This is a genomic window from Microbacterium sp. P03 (assembly GCF_043556235.1).
Classification (GTDB): domain Bacteria; phylum Actinomycetota; class Actinomycetes; order Actinomycetales; family Microbacteriaceae; genus Microbacterium.
Genome location: NZ_JBIGIM010000001.1, coordinates 838,855 through 852,762 on the forward strand (window position 1 = coordinate 838,855; position 13,908 = coordinate 852,762).

The 13,908-nt window shown below is 69.3% G+C and carries 14 protein-coding genes and 1 tRNA gene; 11 read left to right on the plus strand and 4 right to left on the minus strand.

Annotated features, from left to right (window positions below):
* Nucleotides 1-38: 38 nt before the first annotated feature.
* From ACFXOO_RS04020 to ACFXOO_RS04050, 7 genes are all read left to right on the plus strand, one after another.
* A complete protein-coding gene (locus ACFXOO_RS04020) occupies nucleotides 39-1,466 on the plus strand; it encodes an NAD(P)/FAD-dependent oxidoreductase (RefSeq protein WP_394563197.1) in 1,428 nt (475 codons plus the stop codon).
* A 26-nt stretch (nucleotides 1,467-1,492) separates the two neighbouring features.
* Nucleotides 1,493-1,568: transfer RNA gene (locus ACFXOO_RS04025), tRNA-Leu, on the plus strand.
* Between the two features lie 74 nt (nucleotides 1,569-1,642).
* Nucleotides 1,643-2,878 carry an alanine racemase gene (locus ACFXOO_RS04030; RefSeq protein ID WP_394562837.1) on the plus strand — a complete coding sequence of 412 codons (1,236 nt, stop codon included), beginning with the start codon at nucleotides 1,643-1,645 and terminating at the stop codon, nucleotides 2,876-2,878.
* Nucleotides 2,875-4,188, plus strand: coding sequence for a D-arabinono-1,4-lactone oxidase (locus ACFXOO_RS04035; RefSeq protein WP_394562838.1), 1,314 nt, complete (start codon nucleotides 2,875-2,877; stop codon nucleotides 4,186-4,188). Before ACFXOO_RS04030 ends, ACFXOO_RS04035 begins: the two co-directional genes overlap by 4 nt.
* Nucleotides 4,189-4,271: 83 nt before the next feature.
* A complete protein-coding gene (locus tag ACFXOO_RS04040; protein ID WP_378838310.1) occupies nucleotides 4,272-4,841 on the plus strand; it encodes a LemA family protein in 570 nt (189 codons plus the stop codon).
* Between the two features lie 32 nt (nucleotides 4,842-4,873).
* Complete coding sequence (locus tag ACFXOO_RS04045) at nucleotides 4,874-5,770, plus strand: M48 family metalloprotease (RefSeq protein WP_394562839.1); 897 nt, start codon at nucleotides 4,874-4,876, stop codon at nucleotides 5,768-5,770.
* Nucleotides 5,771-5,772: 2 nt separating this feature from the next.
* Complete coding sequence (locus ACFXOO_RS04050) at nucleotides 5,773-6,864, plus strand: DNA glycosylase AlkZ-like family protein (protein WP_394562840.1); 1,092 nt, start codon at nucleotides 5,773-5,775, stop codon at nucleotides 6,862-6,864.
* Here the strand turns inward: ACFXOO_RS04050 and ACFXOO_RS04055 are convergent.
* A complete protein-coding gene (locus ACFXOO_RS04055) occupies nucleotides 6,857-8,104 on the minus strand; it encodes a winged helix-turn-helix domain-containing protein (RefSeq protein WP_394562841.1) in 1,248 nt (415 codons plus the stop codon). The two genes, ACFXOO_RS04050 and ACFXOO_RS04055, sit on opposite strands and share 8 nt — an antisense overlap.
* A 93-nt stretch (nucleotides 8,105-8,197) precedes the next feature.
* Between ACFXOO_RS04055 and ACFXOO_RS04060 the strand changes: the two genes are divergently transcribed.
* Together ACFXOO_RS04060 and ilvA are read left to right on the plus strand one after the other, a co-directional pair.
* Nucleotides 8,198-9,394 carry an AI-2E family transporter gene (locus tag ACFXOO_RS04060; protein WP_394562842.1) on the plus strand — a complete coding sequence of 399 codons (1,197 nt, stop codon included), beginning with the start codon at nucleotides 8,198-8,200 and terminating at the stop codon, nucleotides 9,392-9,394.
* Nucleotides 9,394-10,617 (plus strand): threonine ammonia-lyase, encoded by a 1,224-nt coding sequence (ilvA, locus tag ACFXOO_RS04065; RefSeq protein WP_378851344.1) that lies wholly within the window; start codon nucleotides 9,394-9,396, stop codon nucleotides 10,615-10,617. Before ACFXOO_RS04060 ends, ilvA begins: the two co-directional genes overlap by 1 nt.
* A gap of 41 nt (nucleotides 10,618-10,658) precedes the next feature.
* Here the strand turns inward: ilvA and greA are convergent, their stop codons facing one another.
* Both greA and ACFXOO_RS04075 read right to left on the minus strand, forming a co-directional pair.
* Nucleotides 10,659-11,150, minus strand: coding sequence for a transcription elongation factor GreA (greA, locus tag ACFXOO_RS04070; protein WP_378851239.1), 492 nt, complete (start codon nucleotides 11,148-11,150; stop codon nucleotides 10,659-10,661).
* Nucleotides 11,151-11,235: 85 nt separating this feature from the next.
* The gene (locus tag ACFXOO_RS04075; protein ID WP_378838326.1) at nucleotides 11,236-11,628 is read right to left on the minus strand and encodes a DUF4307 domain-containing protein; all 393 of its coding nucleotides are present in this window, start codon (nucleotides 11,626-11,628) and stop codon (nucleotides 11,236-11,238) included.
* Between the two features lie 94 nt (nucleotides 11,629-11,722).
* Between ACFXOO_RS04075 and ACFXOO_RS04080 the strand changes: the two genes are divergently transcribed.
* Nucleotides 11,723-12,079, plus strand: a complete 357-nt coding sequence (locus ACFXOO_RS04080; RefSeq protein ID WP_378851234.1) for a hypothetical protein — start codon at nucleotides 11,723-11,725, stop codon at nucleotides 12,077-12,079.
* Nucleotides 12,080-12,086: 7 nt separating this feature from the next.
* On the opposite strand, the gene ACFXOO_RS04085 is transcribed toward ACFXOO_RS04080, so the two are convergent.
* Nucleotides 12,087-12,827 (minus strand): hemolysin III family protein, encoded by a 741-nt coding sequence (locus tag ACFXOO_RS04085; protein ID WP_378851231.1) that lies wholly within the window; start codon nucleotides 12,825-12,827, stop codon nucleotides 12,087-12,089.
* An 84-nt stretch (nucleotides 12,828-12,911) separates the two neighbouring features.
* Between ACFXOO_RS04085 and ACFXOO_RS04090 the strand changes: the two genes are divergently transcribed.
* Entirely contained in the window at nucleotides 12,912-13,688 is a 777-nt protein-coding gene (locus ACFXOO_RS04090) for an isoprenyl transferase (RefSeq protein WP_378838653.1), read from the plus strand.
* Nucleotides 13,689-13,908 lie beyond the last annotated feature (220 nt).

Consider the following 13,908-nt stretch of genomic DNA (forward strand, 5'->3'; position numbering starts at 1 on the left):
GGAGACCCCCCATCGTGAGCAGCACCGTCAGCACATCCGTGCCCAAGATTCTCGTGGTCGGTGGTGGCTACGCCGGTTTCTACACCGCGTGGAAGCTCGAGAAGCAGCTGCGGAAGGGCGAAGCCGAGGTCACGATCGTCGACCCGCTTCCCTACATGACCTACCAGCCCTTCCTGCCCGAGGTCGCCGCCGGTTCGATCGAGGCCCGCCACGCCGTCGTCGCGACCCGTCGTCACCTCAAGCGCACCCGCGTGCTGGCGGCCAAGGTCACCAACATCGACCACGCCCACAAGACCGCGACCATCACGCCCAACGAGGGCGAGCCGTGGCAGGAGCAGTACGACCAGATCGTCGTCACCGCCGGCGCCGTGTCGCGCACCTTCCCGATCCCCGGCATCGCCGACAACGCCATCGGCCTCAAGACCATCGAAGAGGCCGTCGCGATCCGCGACCGCCTCATGTCGAACTTCGATCGCGCCACGACGATCCCCCCGGGGCCGGAGCGCGACCGCCTGCTGACGGTCGTCGTGGTCGGCGGTGGGTTCGCCGGTATCGAGGTGTTCGCCGAGCTGCGCAACTTCGCTTCCGCGCTGTTGAAGAAGTACCCCGAGCTGAGCTTCGATGACACCCACTTCCACCTCATCGAGGCGATGGGCCGCATCATGCCCGAGGTCTCGCTCCCGACGAGCGAATGGGTGCTGAAGGACCTCGCGAAGCGTGGCGCGAACGTGCACCTCGACACCCAGCTCACGAGTGCCGTCGACGGCAACGTCGAGTTGTCCACCGGTGAGAGCATCCCCACCGACCTCATCGTCTGGACCGCGGGTGTCATGGCGAACCCGACGGTCGTTCGCGGCGGCGACCTGCCGGTCGAGGAGCGCGGACGCATCCGCGCTCGCGCCGACCTCCGCGTGGGAACGCCCGAGGAGTTCGTCGAGGGTGCCTGGGCGGCCGGCGACGTCGCCGCGGTGCCCGACCTCACGGGCGGCGGCGTCGGCGGGTTCTGCGTTCCGAACGCGCAGCACGCCGTGCGCCAGGCGAAGCTGATGGCCAAGAACGTCACGGCCGTCCTGCGTGGCGAGGTGCCGAAGGACTACTACCACAAGAACCTCGGCGCGGTCGCCGGCCTGGGCCTGTACAACGGGGTGTTCCAGTCGGGCAAGATCGCCCTCAAGGGATTCATCGCCTGGCTCGCGCACCGCGGGTACCACGGCCTCGCCATGCCGTCGTGGGAGCGCAAGTTCCGCGTGGTGTGGGGCTGGTGGAACAACCTGTGGCTGGGCCGCGACCTGGTGAACCTCGAGACCGTGCAGAACCCCCGCTACGTGTTCGAGGAGTTCGCCGCCCGTCCGCGTCCGCCGCAGCCGGTCGAGGCCGCTCCGGCTGCTCCGGCGTCGCCCAAGGTGCCGTCTCCGGCGGAGACTGCCGAGCAGCCCGAGCCGTCGAAGGCCGCCGCTGCGACGTGACGGCGCGCGGAGTCGGGAAGGGCGTCGCCCCCGTAGCCCAATGGCAGAGGCAGGCGACTTAAAATCGCTTCAGTCCGGGTTCGAGTCCCGGCGGGGGCACCACCGTCCGGCTGCCCGGGCGTCGTGCGTCCAGCACGTAGGCTGATGCGCATGTGTGCTGTCGCACGGTGGGCCCGATGAGCCTCGACCTCCTCTCCTCGTCCGGCACGGGCTCGCTCGAGCCGTGGACGTCGCCGGCTCTCTACTGGGCGGGGATGACCCGGGCGATCGCCGAGGTCTCGGGGCCCGTCGCCGCGGTCAACCTCGACGCGCTGCGATTCAACGCGCTCGACCTGGTGGTGCGCGCGAGCGGTGTGCCGATCCGCGTCGCGAGCAAGTCGGTGCGGGTGCGATCGATCGTCGATGCGACCCTCGCGGTCGCCGGCTACCGAGGCATCCTGGCCTTCACCCTTCCCGAGGCGCTCTGGCTGGCACGCTGGCATCACGACGTCGTGCTCGGGTATCCCACGGCCGACCGCGCCGCCCTCGCGGCTCTGGCCGAAGACGAGCAGGCGGCTGCCCGCGTGACCCTCATGGTCGACGACCTGGCCCAGCTCGACCTGCTCGACGACGTCGTGAGCCCCGCGGCGCGCCCCCGCATCCGTGTGGCGATCGATGCCGACGCGTCGTGGCGGGCCCCGGGCCTCGGACACATCGGGGTGCGCCGATCGCCCGTGCACGACCCGTCCGAGGTGGCCACGCTGGCGCGGGCGATCGTCGCACGACCGGGGTTCACCCTCGTCGGATTGATGATGTACGAAGCTCAGATCGCCGGTCAGGGGGATGCCACGGGTTCGGGTGACGCGATGGTGCGCTGGATGCAGCGGCGGTCGTCTGCAGAGCTCCTCGACCGCCGCGGGGCCATCGTGGCCGCGCTGCGCGGCATCGCGCCGCTCGAATTCGTGAACGGCGGCGGCACGGGATCGCTCGAGTACACCGCGTCGGATCAGTCGGTCACGGAGGTCACGGCGGGGAGCGGCCTCCTCGCCGGGCATCTGTTCAACGGCTATCGGGGTTTCGCGCCCGCGCCGGCGGCGGCGTTCAGCCTCGAAGTGGTGCGCAAGCCCGCCGCCGACATCGCGACGGTGCTCGGCGGGGGGTGGATCGCCTCCGGGCCGCCGGTGGCCTCGCGTCAGCCGTCGCCGGTGTGGCCGCCTGGGCTCAAGACCCTCGCACGCGAGGGCGCCGGTGAGGTGCAGACGCCTCTCCAGGGGGAATCGGCGCGAGGGCTGTCGATCGGGGATCGCGTATGGTTCCGGCATTCCAAGAGCGGCGAACTGGCCGAGCGGGTCGAGAGCTACCAGCTCGTGCGCGGGGAGCGTCACGTCGGCACCGTGCCCACGTATCGCGGCGAGGGGAAGGCGTTCCTGTGACCCGCCCGGGTGGCGAGTGGCGGAACTGGGGGAGGACCGCTCGGGTCCGGCCGCAGCGCGTCGAATTCCCGACGACGCCCGAAGCCGTCCAGCGAGCCGTGCGCGCCGCGATAAGCCGGGGGATGCACGTGAAGGCGGTGGGCGCGGGACACAGTTTCACCGGCATCGCGGTCGCGCCGGGGCTTCTGCTCGACCTGACCGACCTCTCCGGCGTGGTCGCCGTCGATACCGCCCGCTCCCGCGTGCGGCTGCGGGCCGGCACGCGTCTTCATCGCATCCCCGGACTGCTCGCGCCCCACGGTCTCGCGATGGAGAACCTCGGCGACATCGATCGTCAGTCGATCGCGGGCGCCATCTCCACGGGCACGCACGGTACAGGTGCCGCGTTCGGCGGGATCGCGACGCAGATCGTGGGCGCGACACTCGTGACCGGCGACGGCGAGCTGCTCACGGTGGACGAGACCGAGAACGCCGACCTGCTCCCGGCGGTGGCCCTCGGACTCGGCGCTCTGGGCATCCTGGTGGATGTGACCGTGCAGTGCGTTCCGGCATTCATGATGAGCGCGGTCGAGCATCCCGAGCCCGTGGATGAACTGCTGGAAACGCTCGATGCCCGGGTCGCGGCATCCGATCACTTCGAGTTCTACTGGTTCCCGCACACGGACGTCGCTCTCACGAAGACCCACACCCGCCTCGCCGGAGACGCGATGCGACGGCCCCTGCCGAGGGTCGGCAAGTGGGTGGACGAGACACTGCTGTCCAACGGGGTCTACCGCGTGGTGTGCGCGATCGGCACCGCCCTCCCGGCCGTCATCCCGTCGTTCTCCCGCGTCGCCGTCACATTGACGGGAGACCGCGAGTACACGGATGCCTCGACCGCGGTCCTGACGCAGAGCCGCACGGTGCGCTTCCGTGAGATGGAATACGCACTCCCGGCCGAGGATGTGCGGCCCGCATTCGAGGCCGTCCGGGCGCTGATCGCCGAGCGCGGCTGGCGCATCTCGTTTCCGATCGAGGTGCGTTTCGCGCGGGCCGACGACCTCTGGCTGTCCACCGCGCACGGTCGGGCGACGGGCTACATCGCCGTGCACCGATATTGGCGTGAAGACCCGACCGAGTACTTCGAGGCGGTCGAGCAGATCATGCGGGAATACGGCGGGCGCCCGCACTGGGGGAAGATCCATGGTCAGGATGCGGCGAGCCTGCGGGCGCAGTATCCGCGTTTCGATGATTTCCTGGCGGTGCGCGACCGGCTCGACCCCGAGCGCGTCTTCCGGAACCGTTATCTCGACCGGGTGCTCGGTGAGTAACGGCTGAGAGTCGCCGCTGTCACCTCAGCCGCTCCACATGCGTGTGCGAGGATGAAACTTCATCGTGAACGGAGTCGCACCGTATGTGGGAATGGCTGATCCCGGTCCTGATCGTCGTCGCACTCGTCGTGATCGTCGGCATTTATTTGTGGGCTACGTACAACTCGCTCGTCCAGCTGAACGTCCGCGTCGATGAGGCGTGGAGTGACATCACCGTGCAGCTCAAGCGTCGCGCGGATCTTCTTCCGAACCTCATCGAGGCGGTGAAGGGCTATGCCGCGCACGAGAAGGCGGTCTTCGAGAACGTGACCCGAGCGCGCGCCGAGACGCTGTCGGTGTCGAGCCCTGCCGATGCCGGAGTGGCGGAAGGCCACATGCAGCAGGCGCTGAGGTCGATCTTCGCGGTCGCCGAGGCGTACCCGCAGCTGCAGGCGAGCCAGAACTTCCTTCAGCTCCAGCAGTCGATCGTCGACACCGAGGACAAGATCCAGGCGTCCCGCCGCTTCTACAACGGGGGAGTGCGCGAGCTCAACACGAAGATCAAGGTCTTTCCGAACAACCTCTTCGCGCGGAATCTCGGCTTCCACGAGCGCGAGTTCTTCGAGGTGGTCGACGGGGCTGCCATCTCCGAGCCGCCGCGCGTTCAGTTCTGAGCGCGTCCCGCCGCCCCTGATCCGGACCCGCCGTGTACCGCGCCATCGCGCGCAACAAGCGCAACACCTGGTTCATCCTGATCGGCTTCGTCGCGTTCCTCGGTGCGATCGGCGTCGTCGCCGGCTGGTTGGCCGGGAACAACTGGTGGGTCACCGCTGTCATCCTCGTGTTCGCCGGCGGCTACGCGACGGTGCAGTACTTCACCGCGGACCGGCAGGCACTGGCGCTGTCCGGGGCGGTCGCGGTGTCGCAGACCGAAGCCCCGCGCTACCACCGTCTGGTCGAGAACCTCTGCATCGCGACGGGGACACCGATGCCGAGACTCTACGTCGTGGAGGACCCGGCACCGAACGCCTTCGCCACGGGGCGGAGGCCGGAAGAGGCGTCCATCACGGTGACGACGGGCCTGTTCGAGCTGATGACCGACCGAGAGCTCGAAGGTGTGCTCGGCCACGAACTCGGGCACATCCGCAACTATGACATCCGCGTGTCCCTCATCGTCTTCGGTCTCGTCGTCGCCGTCGGCATCCTCGCCGACCTGATGATGCGGATGGCGTTCTTCGGTGGCCTCCGCGGACGCGGAAACAGCGGCAACGGGCAGGCGCAGGTGATCTTCCTCGTCTTCGGACTCGTCGCCGCGGTCATCGCCCCACTGCTCGCCGGTGCCGTCCAGGCGGCGATCTCGCGTCAGCGCGAGTACCTCGCCGATGCCACGAGCGCGATGACGACGCGCGACCCCGACGGCCTGGCGTCCGCGCTCGGCAAGCTCGCCGAATACGGTTCGCCGCTGCAGAAGTCGAACACCTCGATGGCGCATCTGTGGATCGTCGATCCACTGCGCCCGAACGCGCTCGCGCGGATGTTCGCCACGCATCCGCCGCTGCCCGACCGGATCGCCCGACTGGAGAAGATGGGCGGGACGTTCTAGCGATGGTGCACGAGCTGACGCGAGCGCAGGCGAGAAGACTCGCGGTGACGGCGCAGCTGCTGGCGGCGGAGCGTCCGGGTGGGATCGTCGAGACCGTCTACGGCCTCACCGCTCTGCCGATCGACCCCACGGCGGCCATCGCGCCGAGCGCGGACCACATCCTGTGGAGCAGGCTCGGGTGGCCCTATCAGCACGCAGATCTCGTGCGCGCCGCCGAAGTGGATCGCGACATCTTCGAGTGGGGCGGGTTCTACCGGCTCACGTCGGATCTGCCGCTGCTGCGCGCGCAGATGGCGGGCCGTCCGTCGGATGAGAAGTCGCGCGCGTGGCTCGCGGCGAATGAGGGGTTTCGTCGGGACGTGCTGGACCGACTGCGCGCGGACGGCCCGGCCCACGCCGCACAGATCCCCGACACCGCGCAGGTGTCGTGGACGTCTTCGGGGTGGACCGACAACCGCAACGCGCAGCAGATGCTGGAGATCCTGGTCGGCATGGGCGTGGTGGCGGTCTCGGGTCGCGACGGCAAGGGGCGGCTTTTCGACCTCGCCGAGCGCGTGTACCCGCCGGATCAGCCGGACGTGTCGCCTGAAGACGCCGCGCGCGAGCGCAGGGAACGCAGGCTGGGCGCGCTGGGCATCGCGCGGGAGAGGTCGATCGCGCAGCCGTTCGAACCGATCGACGTCGGTCCCACGGGGGAATCGGCGGTGGTCGACGGGGTATCCGGGCTTTGGCGCGTCGACGGGGAGGCGCTCGACGCGCTCGACGGGTTCGTCGGTCGCGCAGCGCTGCTCTCTCCGCTCGACCGTCTCGTGTTCGACCGGGATCGACTCGCCGAGATCTTCGGCTACGAGTACGTGCTCGAGATGTACAAGCCGGCGGTGAAACGGCGCTGGGGCTACTTCGCTCTGCCGATCCTGTACGGCGATCGATTCGTCGGAAAGCTCGACGCGAAAGCCGACCACAAGGCAGGGATGCTGCGGGTGCACGCCATCCACGAAGACGAGACGTTCAGCACGGAGGTGTCCGACGCGGTGCGCGCCCAGGTGCGGGATCTCGCAGAGTGGCTCGGGCTGACCGTGGACGGTCTCAGCTGACGTCGGGCGCGCGCTCGGTGCGCGTGGCCTCGGTGAGCACGCCGGCAAGGTCGGCGGTCGCATCTCCCCACCGCGAGACGGCGATGCTCTCCAGCCCCTGCCAGCGTGCGGCCACACGCAGTTCGTGCGCGACGCGCTCCGCGGCATCCGTCGGACGCCCGTGCTCCCACCAGGCAGACTGCACGCGCAGGGTGGACTGTGCCCGGTCGGCCTTCAGATCGACGCGGCCGACCAGGTCGTCGCCCACCAGCACGGGCAGCGAGTAGTACCCGAACCGACGCTGCGGCGCCGGCGTGTAGATCTCGATGCGGTAGTCGAAATCGAAGAGGCGCTGCGCGCGGTCTCGGAACCAGACGACGGGATCGAAGGGCGTCAGGATGGCCGTTGCACCGATCCGGCGAGGAACGGCGGCGTCGCGGTGCATCCAGGCGCGGGCCGGACGCCCGGCCGACAGCCAGCCTTCGACGGTGACCTCGCGGAGCTCGCCGGCGTCGACGAGATCGCGGATGGACGCCATCACGCGTGGCCGATCCTTGATGCGCCAATAGTCGGCGAGATCGGACGCCGTGGCCACACCGTAGGCGCGAGCGCTGCGCCGGATCAGTTCGCGGATGGCATCGTCGCGCGGCACGGGATTCGCGAGCACATCGGCGGGTATGACGTGCTCCGCGAGCGCGTACCTCCGCTCGAAGCCGTGCCGCCCGGCGATCGCCACGTCGCCGAATCGCCACAGGTACTCGAGGGCCTGCTTCACGACGTCCCAGTCCCACCACGGCCCACGGCGGCCCTGAACGGCGTCGCGCTCGATCTGCGCGGGTCGCAGCGGACCGCGGACCCCGAGCTCGGCACGCACCCAATCCACCGTGTCGGCGTGCTGCGCGAACCATCCGTCGGGATCGGTGCCGTAGGCGGTCCGCGCGTCGTCCATGCGGAAGCGGAACAGTGCCCAGTCGGCAGCCGGGACGAACGCGGCGACGTGCGCCCATGATTCGACATACGGCGCCTTGCGGGCGAACAGCAGCCGGTCGAGCACCGTCGTGTCGTAGCTCCCGAGCCGGGAGAAGAGAGGCATGTAGTGGGAGCGGGAGAACACATTGACGGAGTCGATCTGCAGGGCGCCCATGCGGATGAGCGCGAGGTTGAGCTGCCGCGTGCCGACGACGTCCGGACGCGGCCGCGCGAAGCCCTGGGCGGCCAGCGCCACACGCCGTGCCTGCGCGGCGCTGAGGCTGTCTGTCACGAGCGTCAGCCTAATCAGGGGCGACGACACGGAGTGCCCGCGCGGCCTCCGCCGTTCCGGAGGGGCGCTGCCCGCGCGGCTTAGACTGGCGTGATGAGCGACCAGCGGGACGAGCCCAAGGGCAGTGTCTTCGATGCGCTCCGCGACCGGCGCCGCGTCGTGAGCAGTGACATGTCGGGCTCGATCCCGCGGGGGCTGCGCCTCGCCACCGCGTATTCGTGGCGCATCCTCATCATCGCCGGAGCGATCGCTCTGGCCATCTGGCTGATCATCCAGCTCAAGCTGCTCGTCATCCCCCTGCTCGTCGCCATCCTCATCACGGCGCTGGTGTGGCCCGTGTTCACCTTCATGCTGCGGCACAAGGTGCCGCGGTGGCTCGCCATCGTGATCACCCTCCTCGGTACCTTCGCCATCGTCGGCGGGCTCGTCTCGCTGGTCGTCTGGCAGATCTCCCGAGAGTGGCCGTCGGTGCAGGCGCGGACATCCGAGGGGATCGCGGGGTTCCGCCGGTATCTCATCGACGGGCCCCTCCACCTCACCTCTCCTCAGATCAACGACTACCTCCAGCAGATCGGCCAGTTCGCGCAGCAGCAGATCGACCTGCTCTGGTCGGGGGCACTGGCCATCGGCACCACCGTCGGTCACACGGTGACCGGCGGTGTGCTCGCGTTCTTCATCCTCATCTGCGTCCTGGCCGACGGCGCCGGCATCTGGCGGTGGACGCTCAAGCTCTTCCCACGCGCCGCCCGACCCGCGGCCGACGGTTCGGGACGCGCCGGATGGCTCACGGTCGTCAGGTACGCGCGCACGCAGCTGCTGGTGGCGACGATCGACGCGATCGGCATCGGCTTGGGCGCCTTCTTGCTCGGGGTGCCGCTGGCCATCCCGGTGGCCGTGCTCGTGTTCCTCGGAGCCTTCGTCCCGATCGTGGGCGCCGTGGTGACCGGCACGCTGGCGGTGTTCCTCGCGCTCGTCTACAACGGTCCGTGGACGGCGCTGTGGATGCTCATCGTCGTGCTCGGCGTGCAGCAGCTCGAGGGCCATATCCTGCAACCGATCCTGATGGGCTCCGCCGTCAAGGTGCACCCCCTCGCGGTCGTGCTCGTCGTCGCCGGCGGCGCCATGATCGCCGGCATCCCGGGCGCCCTGTTCGCCGTTCCGCTGGCGGCTTTCGTCAACGTGGTCGCGGTCTCGCTGAGCACCCGCTCCTGGGAACACGGCGGCGCACCGCCCCCCTCCGGCGACCTCATCTGGAACCAAGTGCCCCGCCCGAGGAGAAAACGCACGTGATGATCCCCACCCTCGCCGAGTTCGAGGACGCGCGAGCGACTCTGCAGGGGGTCGTCTCGCATACTCCCCTGGAGGAGTCCCAGCACCTGACCGAGGTGCTCGGCGTGCCGGTCTATCTCAAGCTGGAGAACCTGCAGCGCACCGGCTCGTTCAAGATCCGCGGGGCCACCTACCGGCTCTCGCGCCTCACCGAGGAGGAGCGGGCGCGAGGCGTCGTGGCGGCGTCGGCGGGCAACCACGCCCAGGGGGTCGCACTGGCCGCCCAGAAGCTCGGCATCCCGGCGACGATCTTCATGCCCCTCGGGGTGCCGGTGCCCAAGCTGCTGGCGACCCGGGGATACGGCGCCGACGTGATCCTCGAGGGCGAGACCGTCGAGACGCCGCTGCGGCTCGCCGCCGAGTTCGCCGAGCGGACGGGCGCCGTGCTCATCCATCCCTTCGACCATCGCGACATCGTCGTGGGACAGGGCACCCTCGGTTTGGAGCTGTTCGACGATCTCCCCGAGGTGGAGACGGTCGTGGTGAGCATCGGCGGGGGAGGACTGGCTGCCGGCATCGCCGCCGCGATGCGCGCCCGGGCCGAGGCCACGGGGCGCACGGTGCGCGTCATCGGCGTGCAGGCGTCGAATTCCGCCGCATATCCTGATTCGCTGGCAGCAGGGCACCCGCTGCAGGTCGCCACCCGTCCGACGATCGCAGACGGCATCGCCGTGGCGCGGCCGGGCGTCGTGCCCTTCGAGATCATCCGCGAACTCGTGGACGACGTGGTGACGGTGGGTGAGGACGACATCGCCCGCGCGTTGCTGGTACTGCTCGAGCGGGCGAAGCAGGTCGTCGAACCTGCCGGCGCGGTCGGCGTCGCCGCCATCCTCGCGGGCAAGGTCCCCGCTTCCGGCCCGACGATCGCCCTCCTGTCCGGAGGCAACATCGACCCGCTCCTGCTCCAGCGCGTCGTGGCGCACGGGCTCGCGGCATCCGGTCGCTATATGTCGCTGCGCATTCCGCTGCCCGATCGGCCCGGCCAGCTGGCGCGTGTCTCGGAGCTGCTCGCGGAGGCCGGTGCGAACGTCATCGAGGTGCTGCACACGCGTCATGGTCAGGGGATGCAGATCAGCGAGGTCTCGCTGCAGCTGAGCGTCGAGACTCGTGGCGAAGAGCACCGAGCCCACGTGATCGACACTCTGGAGCGCGCCGGATTCGAGCCCACGGTCGTCGCCGACTGAGGACGGTGCGGCGGCGCAGACGATTCTGCGCCGGCGCGTCGCTACTGGCCCGTATAGGTCTCGACCTTGGTCACCTCGACGCTGATCTCGCGTCCGTTCGGTGCGAGGTACGAGGTCTTCGCGCCCTCTTTCAGGCCGAGGATCGCTGCGCCCAGCGGGGACGCCTCGCTGTACACGTCGAGCTCGGAGTTCGCGGCGATCTCGCGGTTGCCGAGGAGGAAGACCTCCTCGCCCCCGGCCACGAGCGCCGTGACGACGGTGCCCGGTTCGACGATGCCCCGGCTCGCGGGCGCCTCGCTGACCGTGGCGGTCTTCAGCAGATGCTGCAGGGTGCGGATGCGGGCCTCCTGCTTGCCCTGCTCGTCCTTGGCCGCGTGGTAGCCGCCGTTCTCCTTCAGATCGCCCTCTTCACGCGCCGACTCGATGCGCTTGGCGATCTCCTCGCGGCCGGTGGTCGACAGGTGCTCGAGCTCGGTGGCGAGGCGGTCGTAGGCATCCTGGGTGAGAAACGTCACGGGGGCGTCGTTGGACACGGTCGTCTCCTTCGGTCGGCCGTAGCCGACATATCAAAACGCCCCGGCACCTGCCAGGGCGTCTGTTGACTGCGTGCCGCCCAGATTACGTCACCCAGCAGTTGTTGACAAAACCTGTCGTCGCCGCGGCGACCGTCGGGATCGTCTCCTGATACTCGCGCGTGCGGCGGTCGGAGGCCTCGTACTGCACGATCTTCCAGCCGACGGTTCCGTGGTCTTCATCCTGCGCTTCGAGCGCGCAGGCGATGGCGGCGCCGTCGGGGGCCGAGATCTGGAAGGTGATGCTCGCGGAGTGATCGCCTCGCAGCTCGAACGCCGTGTCTTGGAACCCGACCGAGTTGAACGTCCCCGGCAGGATCAACCACGCGAGTCCGCCGACGACGGCGGCGACGATCACCGAGATCACTCCGATGCGCACGCGGCGCCCGCGCGGAGTCACGCGTCCGTAGCGCTCGTCGAGCATTTCCTGGGTGGTCATGACGCCTGTTCGGGGAGGGGCGGGTGGCCTGAACGGAAAGAATAGGCTGGTGTCTCCAGGCTAAGCGCTTCGGCGCAGAACGAGGACATCACCCATGGACGCAGCGATCATCGCGTTGAGCGCGCTCGCGCAGACCGTCGCACCCCGCACGGGTCTTCTCGGCACGCCCACCCCGGCGCCGTCGAGCGTGGACCCCGATCTCGTCACCCCCGGTACGTGGGGCTTCGTCGCCATCGCGTTCGTCGCGGTCGCGGTGATCCTGCTCGTGTGGGACATGCTGCGCCGCATCCGCCGTGGTCGTTACCGGGCCGAGGTGCGTGAGGAGCTGGACGCCGAGGAGCTGGCGAACGAACAGGCGGACGCGGCGGTGCGCGCCTCCGACACCGACGGCGAGGACATCGACCCCGTCGAGGACGGTACCGGCGACACCGGACGGCCCCGCCGGGACTGACCCCGGGTCAGCCGGGCAGGCCGAGCGACGGGCTGGCCGGGTGCAGCGCGATCAGCAGGCAGGCCGCCCAGTGGCAGAGGAACGCCAGCACGGTGCACGCGTGGAAGATCTCGTGGAAGCCGAAATGGCCCGGCCACGGATTGGGGCGCTTCATCGCGTAGACGATGGCCCCACCGGTGTACAGCAGCCCGCCGACGATGACCAGGAGCATCATGGTCGGGCTGACACGGAACAGATCGACCATGTACATGACCGCCGCCCAGCCGAGCAGCAGGTAGAGCGCCACATACAGCCAACGGGGCGCGTCTATCCAGAACACCCGGAACAGGATGCCGAGCACAGCGCCGCTCCAGACCAGGGTGAGCAGCAGCGCTCCCTGCGACGGGGCCAGCGCGAGCACGGCGATCGGCGTGTAGGTCCCGGCGATGAGCAGCAGGATGTTCGCGTGGTCGATGCGCTTGAGCGTCGCCTTGGTCTTCGGGCCCCAATGGAAGCGGTGATACAGGGCGGAGTTGCCGAACAGCAGCAGGGACGTCACCATGAACACCGCCGCCGCCCATTTCGCCGTCGCGCCCTGTGCCACGGCGATCAGGACGATCCCCGCCACGAGGGCGACCGGGAAGGTCGCGGCGTGCAGCCACCCCCGCCAGGTGGGCTTGACCTCATCCTGTGCCCCCACTGCTCCCGCCTCGAGAAGGGGGAGCTGCGGCATCTCTGCGCCGTCGTCGATCGGGGGGCGTCGGACCATGTTCCGAGCCTACGCGTCGCGCTCGCCCGGAGGTGCGCGTGTGGGGGCCCGGGAGAGGGCGATAGCGTAGAGCGTGTGGCGCAGATGTCGGCGAACGAGGGGAGAGGCCCCCTTTATCGGCTGTACATCAATCGCCTCCGCCGACAGCTGACCCCCGAGACCGTCCCGCATCACGTCGCCATGATGATCGACGGCAACAGGCGGTGGGCGCGCCAGCTCGGCTACGAGTCCGCTGCCCACGGCCACCGCGCGGGCGCGGCCAAGATGCGCGAGTTCCTGCAGTGGTGCGATGACATCGGCATCAAGGTCGTCTCGCTCTACCTCCTGTCCAACGACAATCTGCTCAAGCGCGACTCGCGCGAGCTGACTGATCTCCTCGAGATCATCGCCGAGCTGGCGGACGAGCTCTCGCGGGAGCGCGACTGGCGCGTGCAGCACGTCGGTCGCTCCGACGGCCTTCCGCCGGAGCTCGCGCGTGTCCTCGCGGAGGCCCAGCGTCGCACGCGCGAGCACACCGGGCTGCACGTCAACCTGGCCGTCGGCTACGGCGGGCGCGGTGAGATCGTCGACGCCGTCCGGAGCATCATCGCCCAGCACGACCAGGGTGGCGGCTCACTCGAGGAGCTCGCAGACAGTCTCACGCCCGAGCAGATCGGCGAACACCTGTACACCGGAGGCCAGCGCGACCCCGACCTGGTCATCCGTACGTCGGGTGAACAGCGGCTCAGCGACTTCCTGCTGTGGCAGAGCGCACACAGCGAGTTCTACTTCGTCGAGGCGCTCGGGCCCGACCTGCGTGAGGTCGATTTTCTTCGCGCCATCAGGGATTTCGCGACGCGGGACCGCCGTTACGGCGGCTGAGTCCGCGGTCTGCGCATCGTTCTCCCGCGGGGGATGTCAGGAATTCACACAGTCGTAACGAACACGCCGCGTGTCGAGGATGCGCCGCATCGGCCGCGGACGTACGTTCATGACAGCGGGCAGGGCGCCCGTTCGAGTCGGCCTTCAGGATCGCGACTCGTGGCCCAGGCCGACTCGTGAATACCGGGATTCCACCCGGGTCGGGAGTGGGTTGTGACCA

What these genes read in the sequence shown, in the direction of transcription:
- ACFXOO_RS04030 (WP_394562837.1), top strand. Translation starts at nt 1,643, where the DNA reads ATGAGCCTCGACCTCCTCTCCTCGTCCGGCACGGGCTCGCTCGAGCCG.
- ACFXOO_RS04040 (WP_378838310.1), top strand. Translation starts at nt 4,272, where the DNA reads ATGTGGGAATGGCTGATCCCGGTCCTGATCGTCGTCGCACTCGTCGTG.
- ACFXOO_RS04050 (WP_394562840.1), top strand. Translation starts at nt 5,773, where the DNA reads ATGGTGCACGAGCTGACGCGAGCGCAGGCGAGAAGACTCGCGGTGACG.
- ACFXOO_RS04060 (WP_394562842.1), top strand. Translation starts at nt 8,198, where the DNA reads ATGAGCGACCAGCGGGACGAGCCCAAGGGCAGTGTCTTCGATGCGCTC.
- ilvA (WP_378851344.1), top strand. Translation starts at nt 9,394, where the DNA reads ATGATCCCCACCCTCGCCGAGTTCGAGGACGCGCGAGCGACTCTGCAG.
- ACFXOO_RS04075 (WP_378838326.1), bottom strand. Translation starts at nt 11,628, where the DNA reads ATGACCACCCAGGAAATGCTCGACGAGCGCTACGGACGCGTGACTCCG.
- ACFXOO_RS04080 (WP_378851234.1), top strand. Translation starts at nt 11,723, where the DNA reads ATGGACGCAGCGATCATCGCGTTGAGCGCGCTCGCGCAGACCGTCGCA.
- ACFXOO_RS04085 (WP_378851231.1), bottom strand. Translation starts at nt 12,827, where the DNA reads ATGGTCCGACGCCCCCCGATCGACGACGGCGCAGAGATGCCGCAGCTC.
- ACFXOO_RS04090 (WP_378838653.1), top strand. Translation starts at nt 12,912, where the DNA reads ATGTCGGCGAACGAGGGGAGAGGCCCCCTTTATCGGCTGTACATCAAT.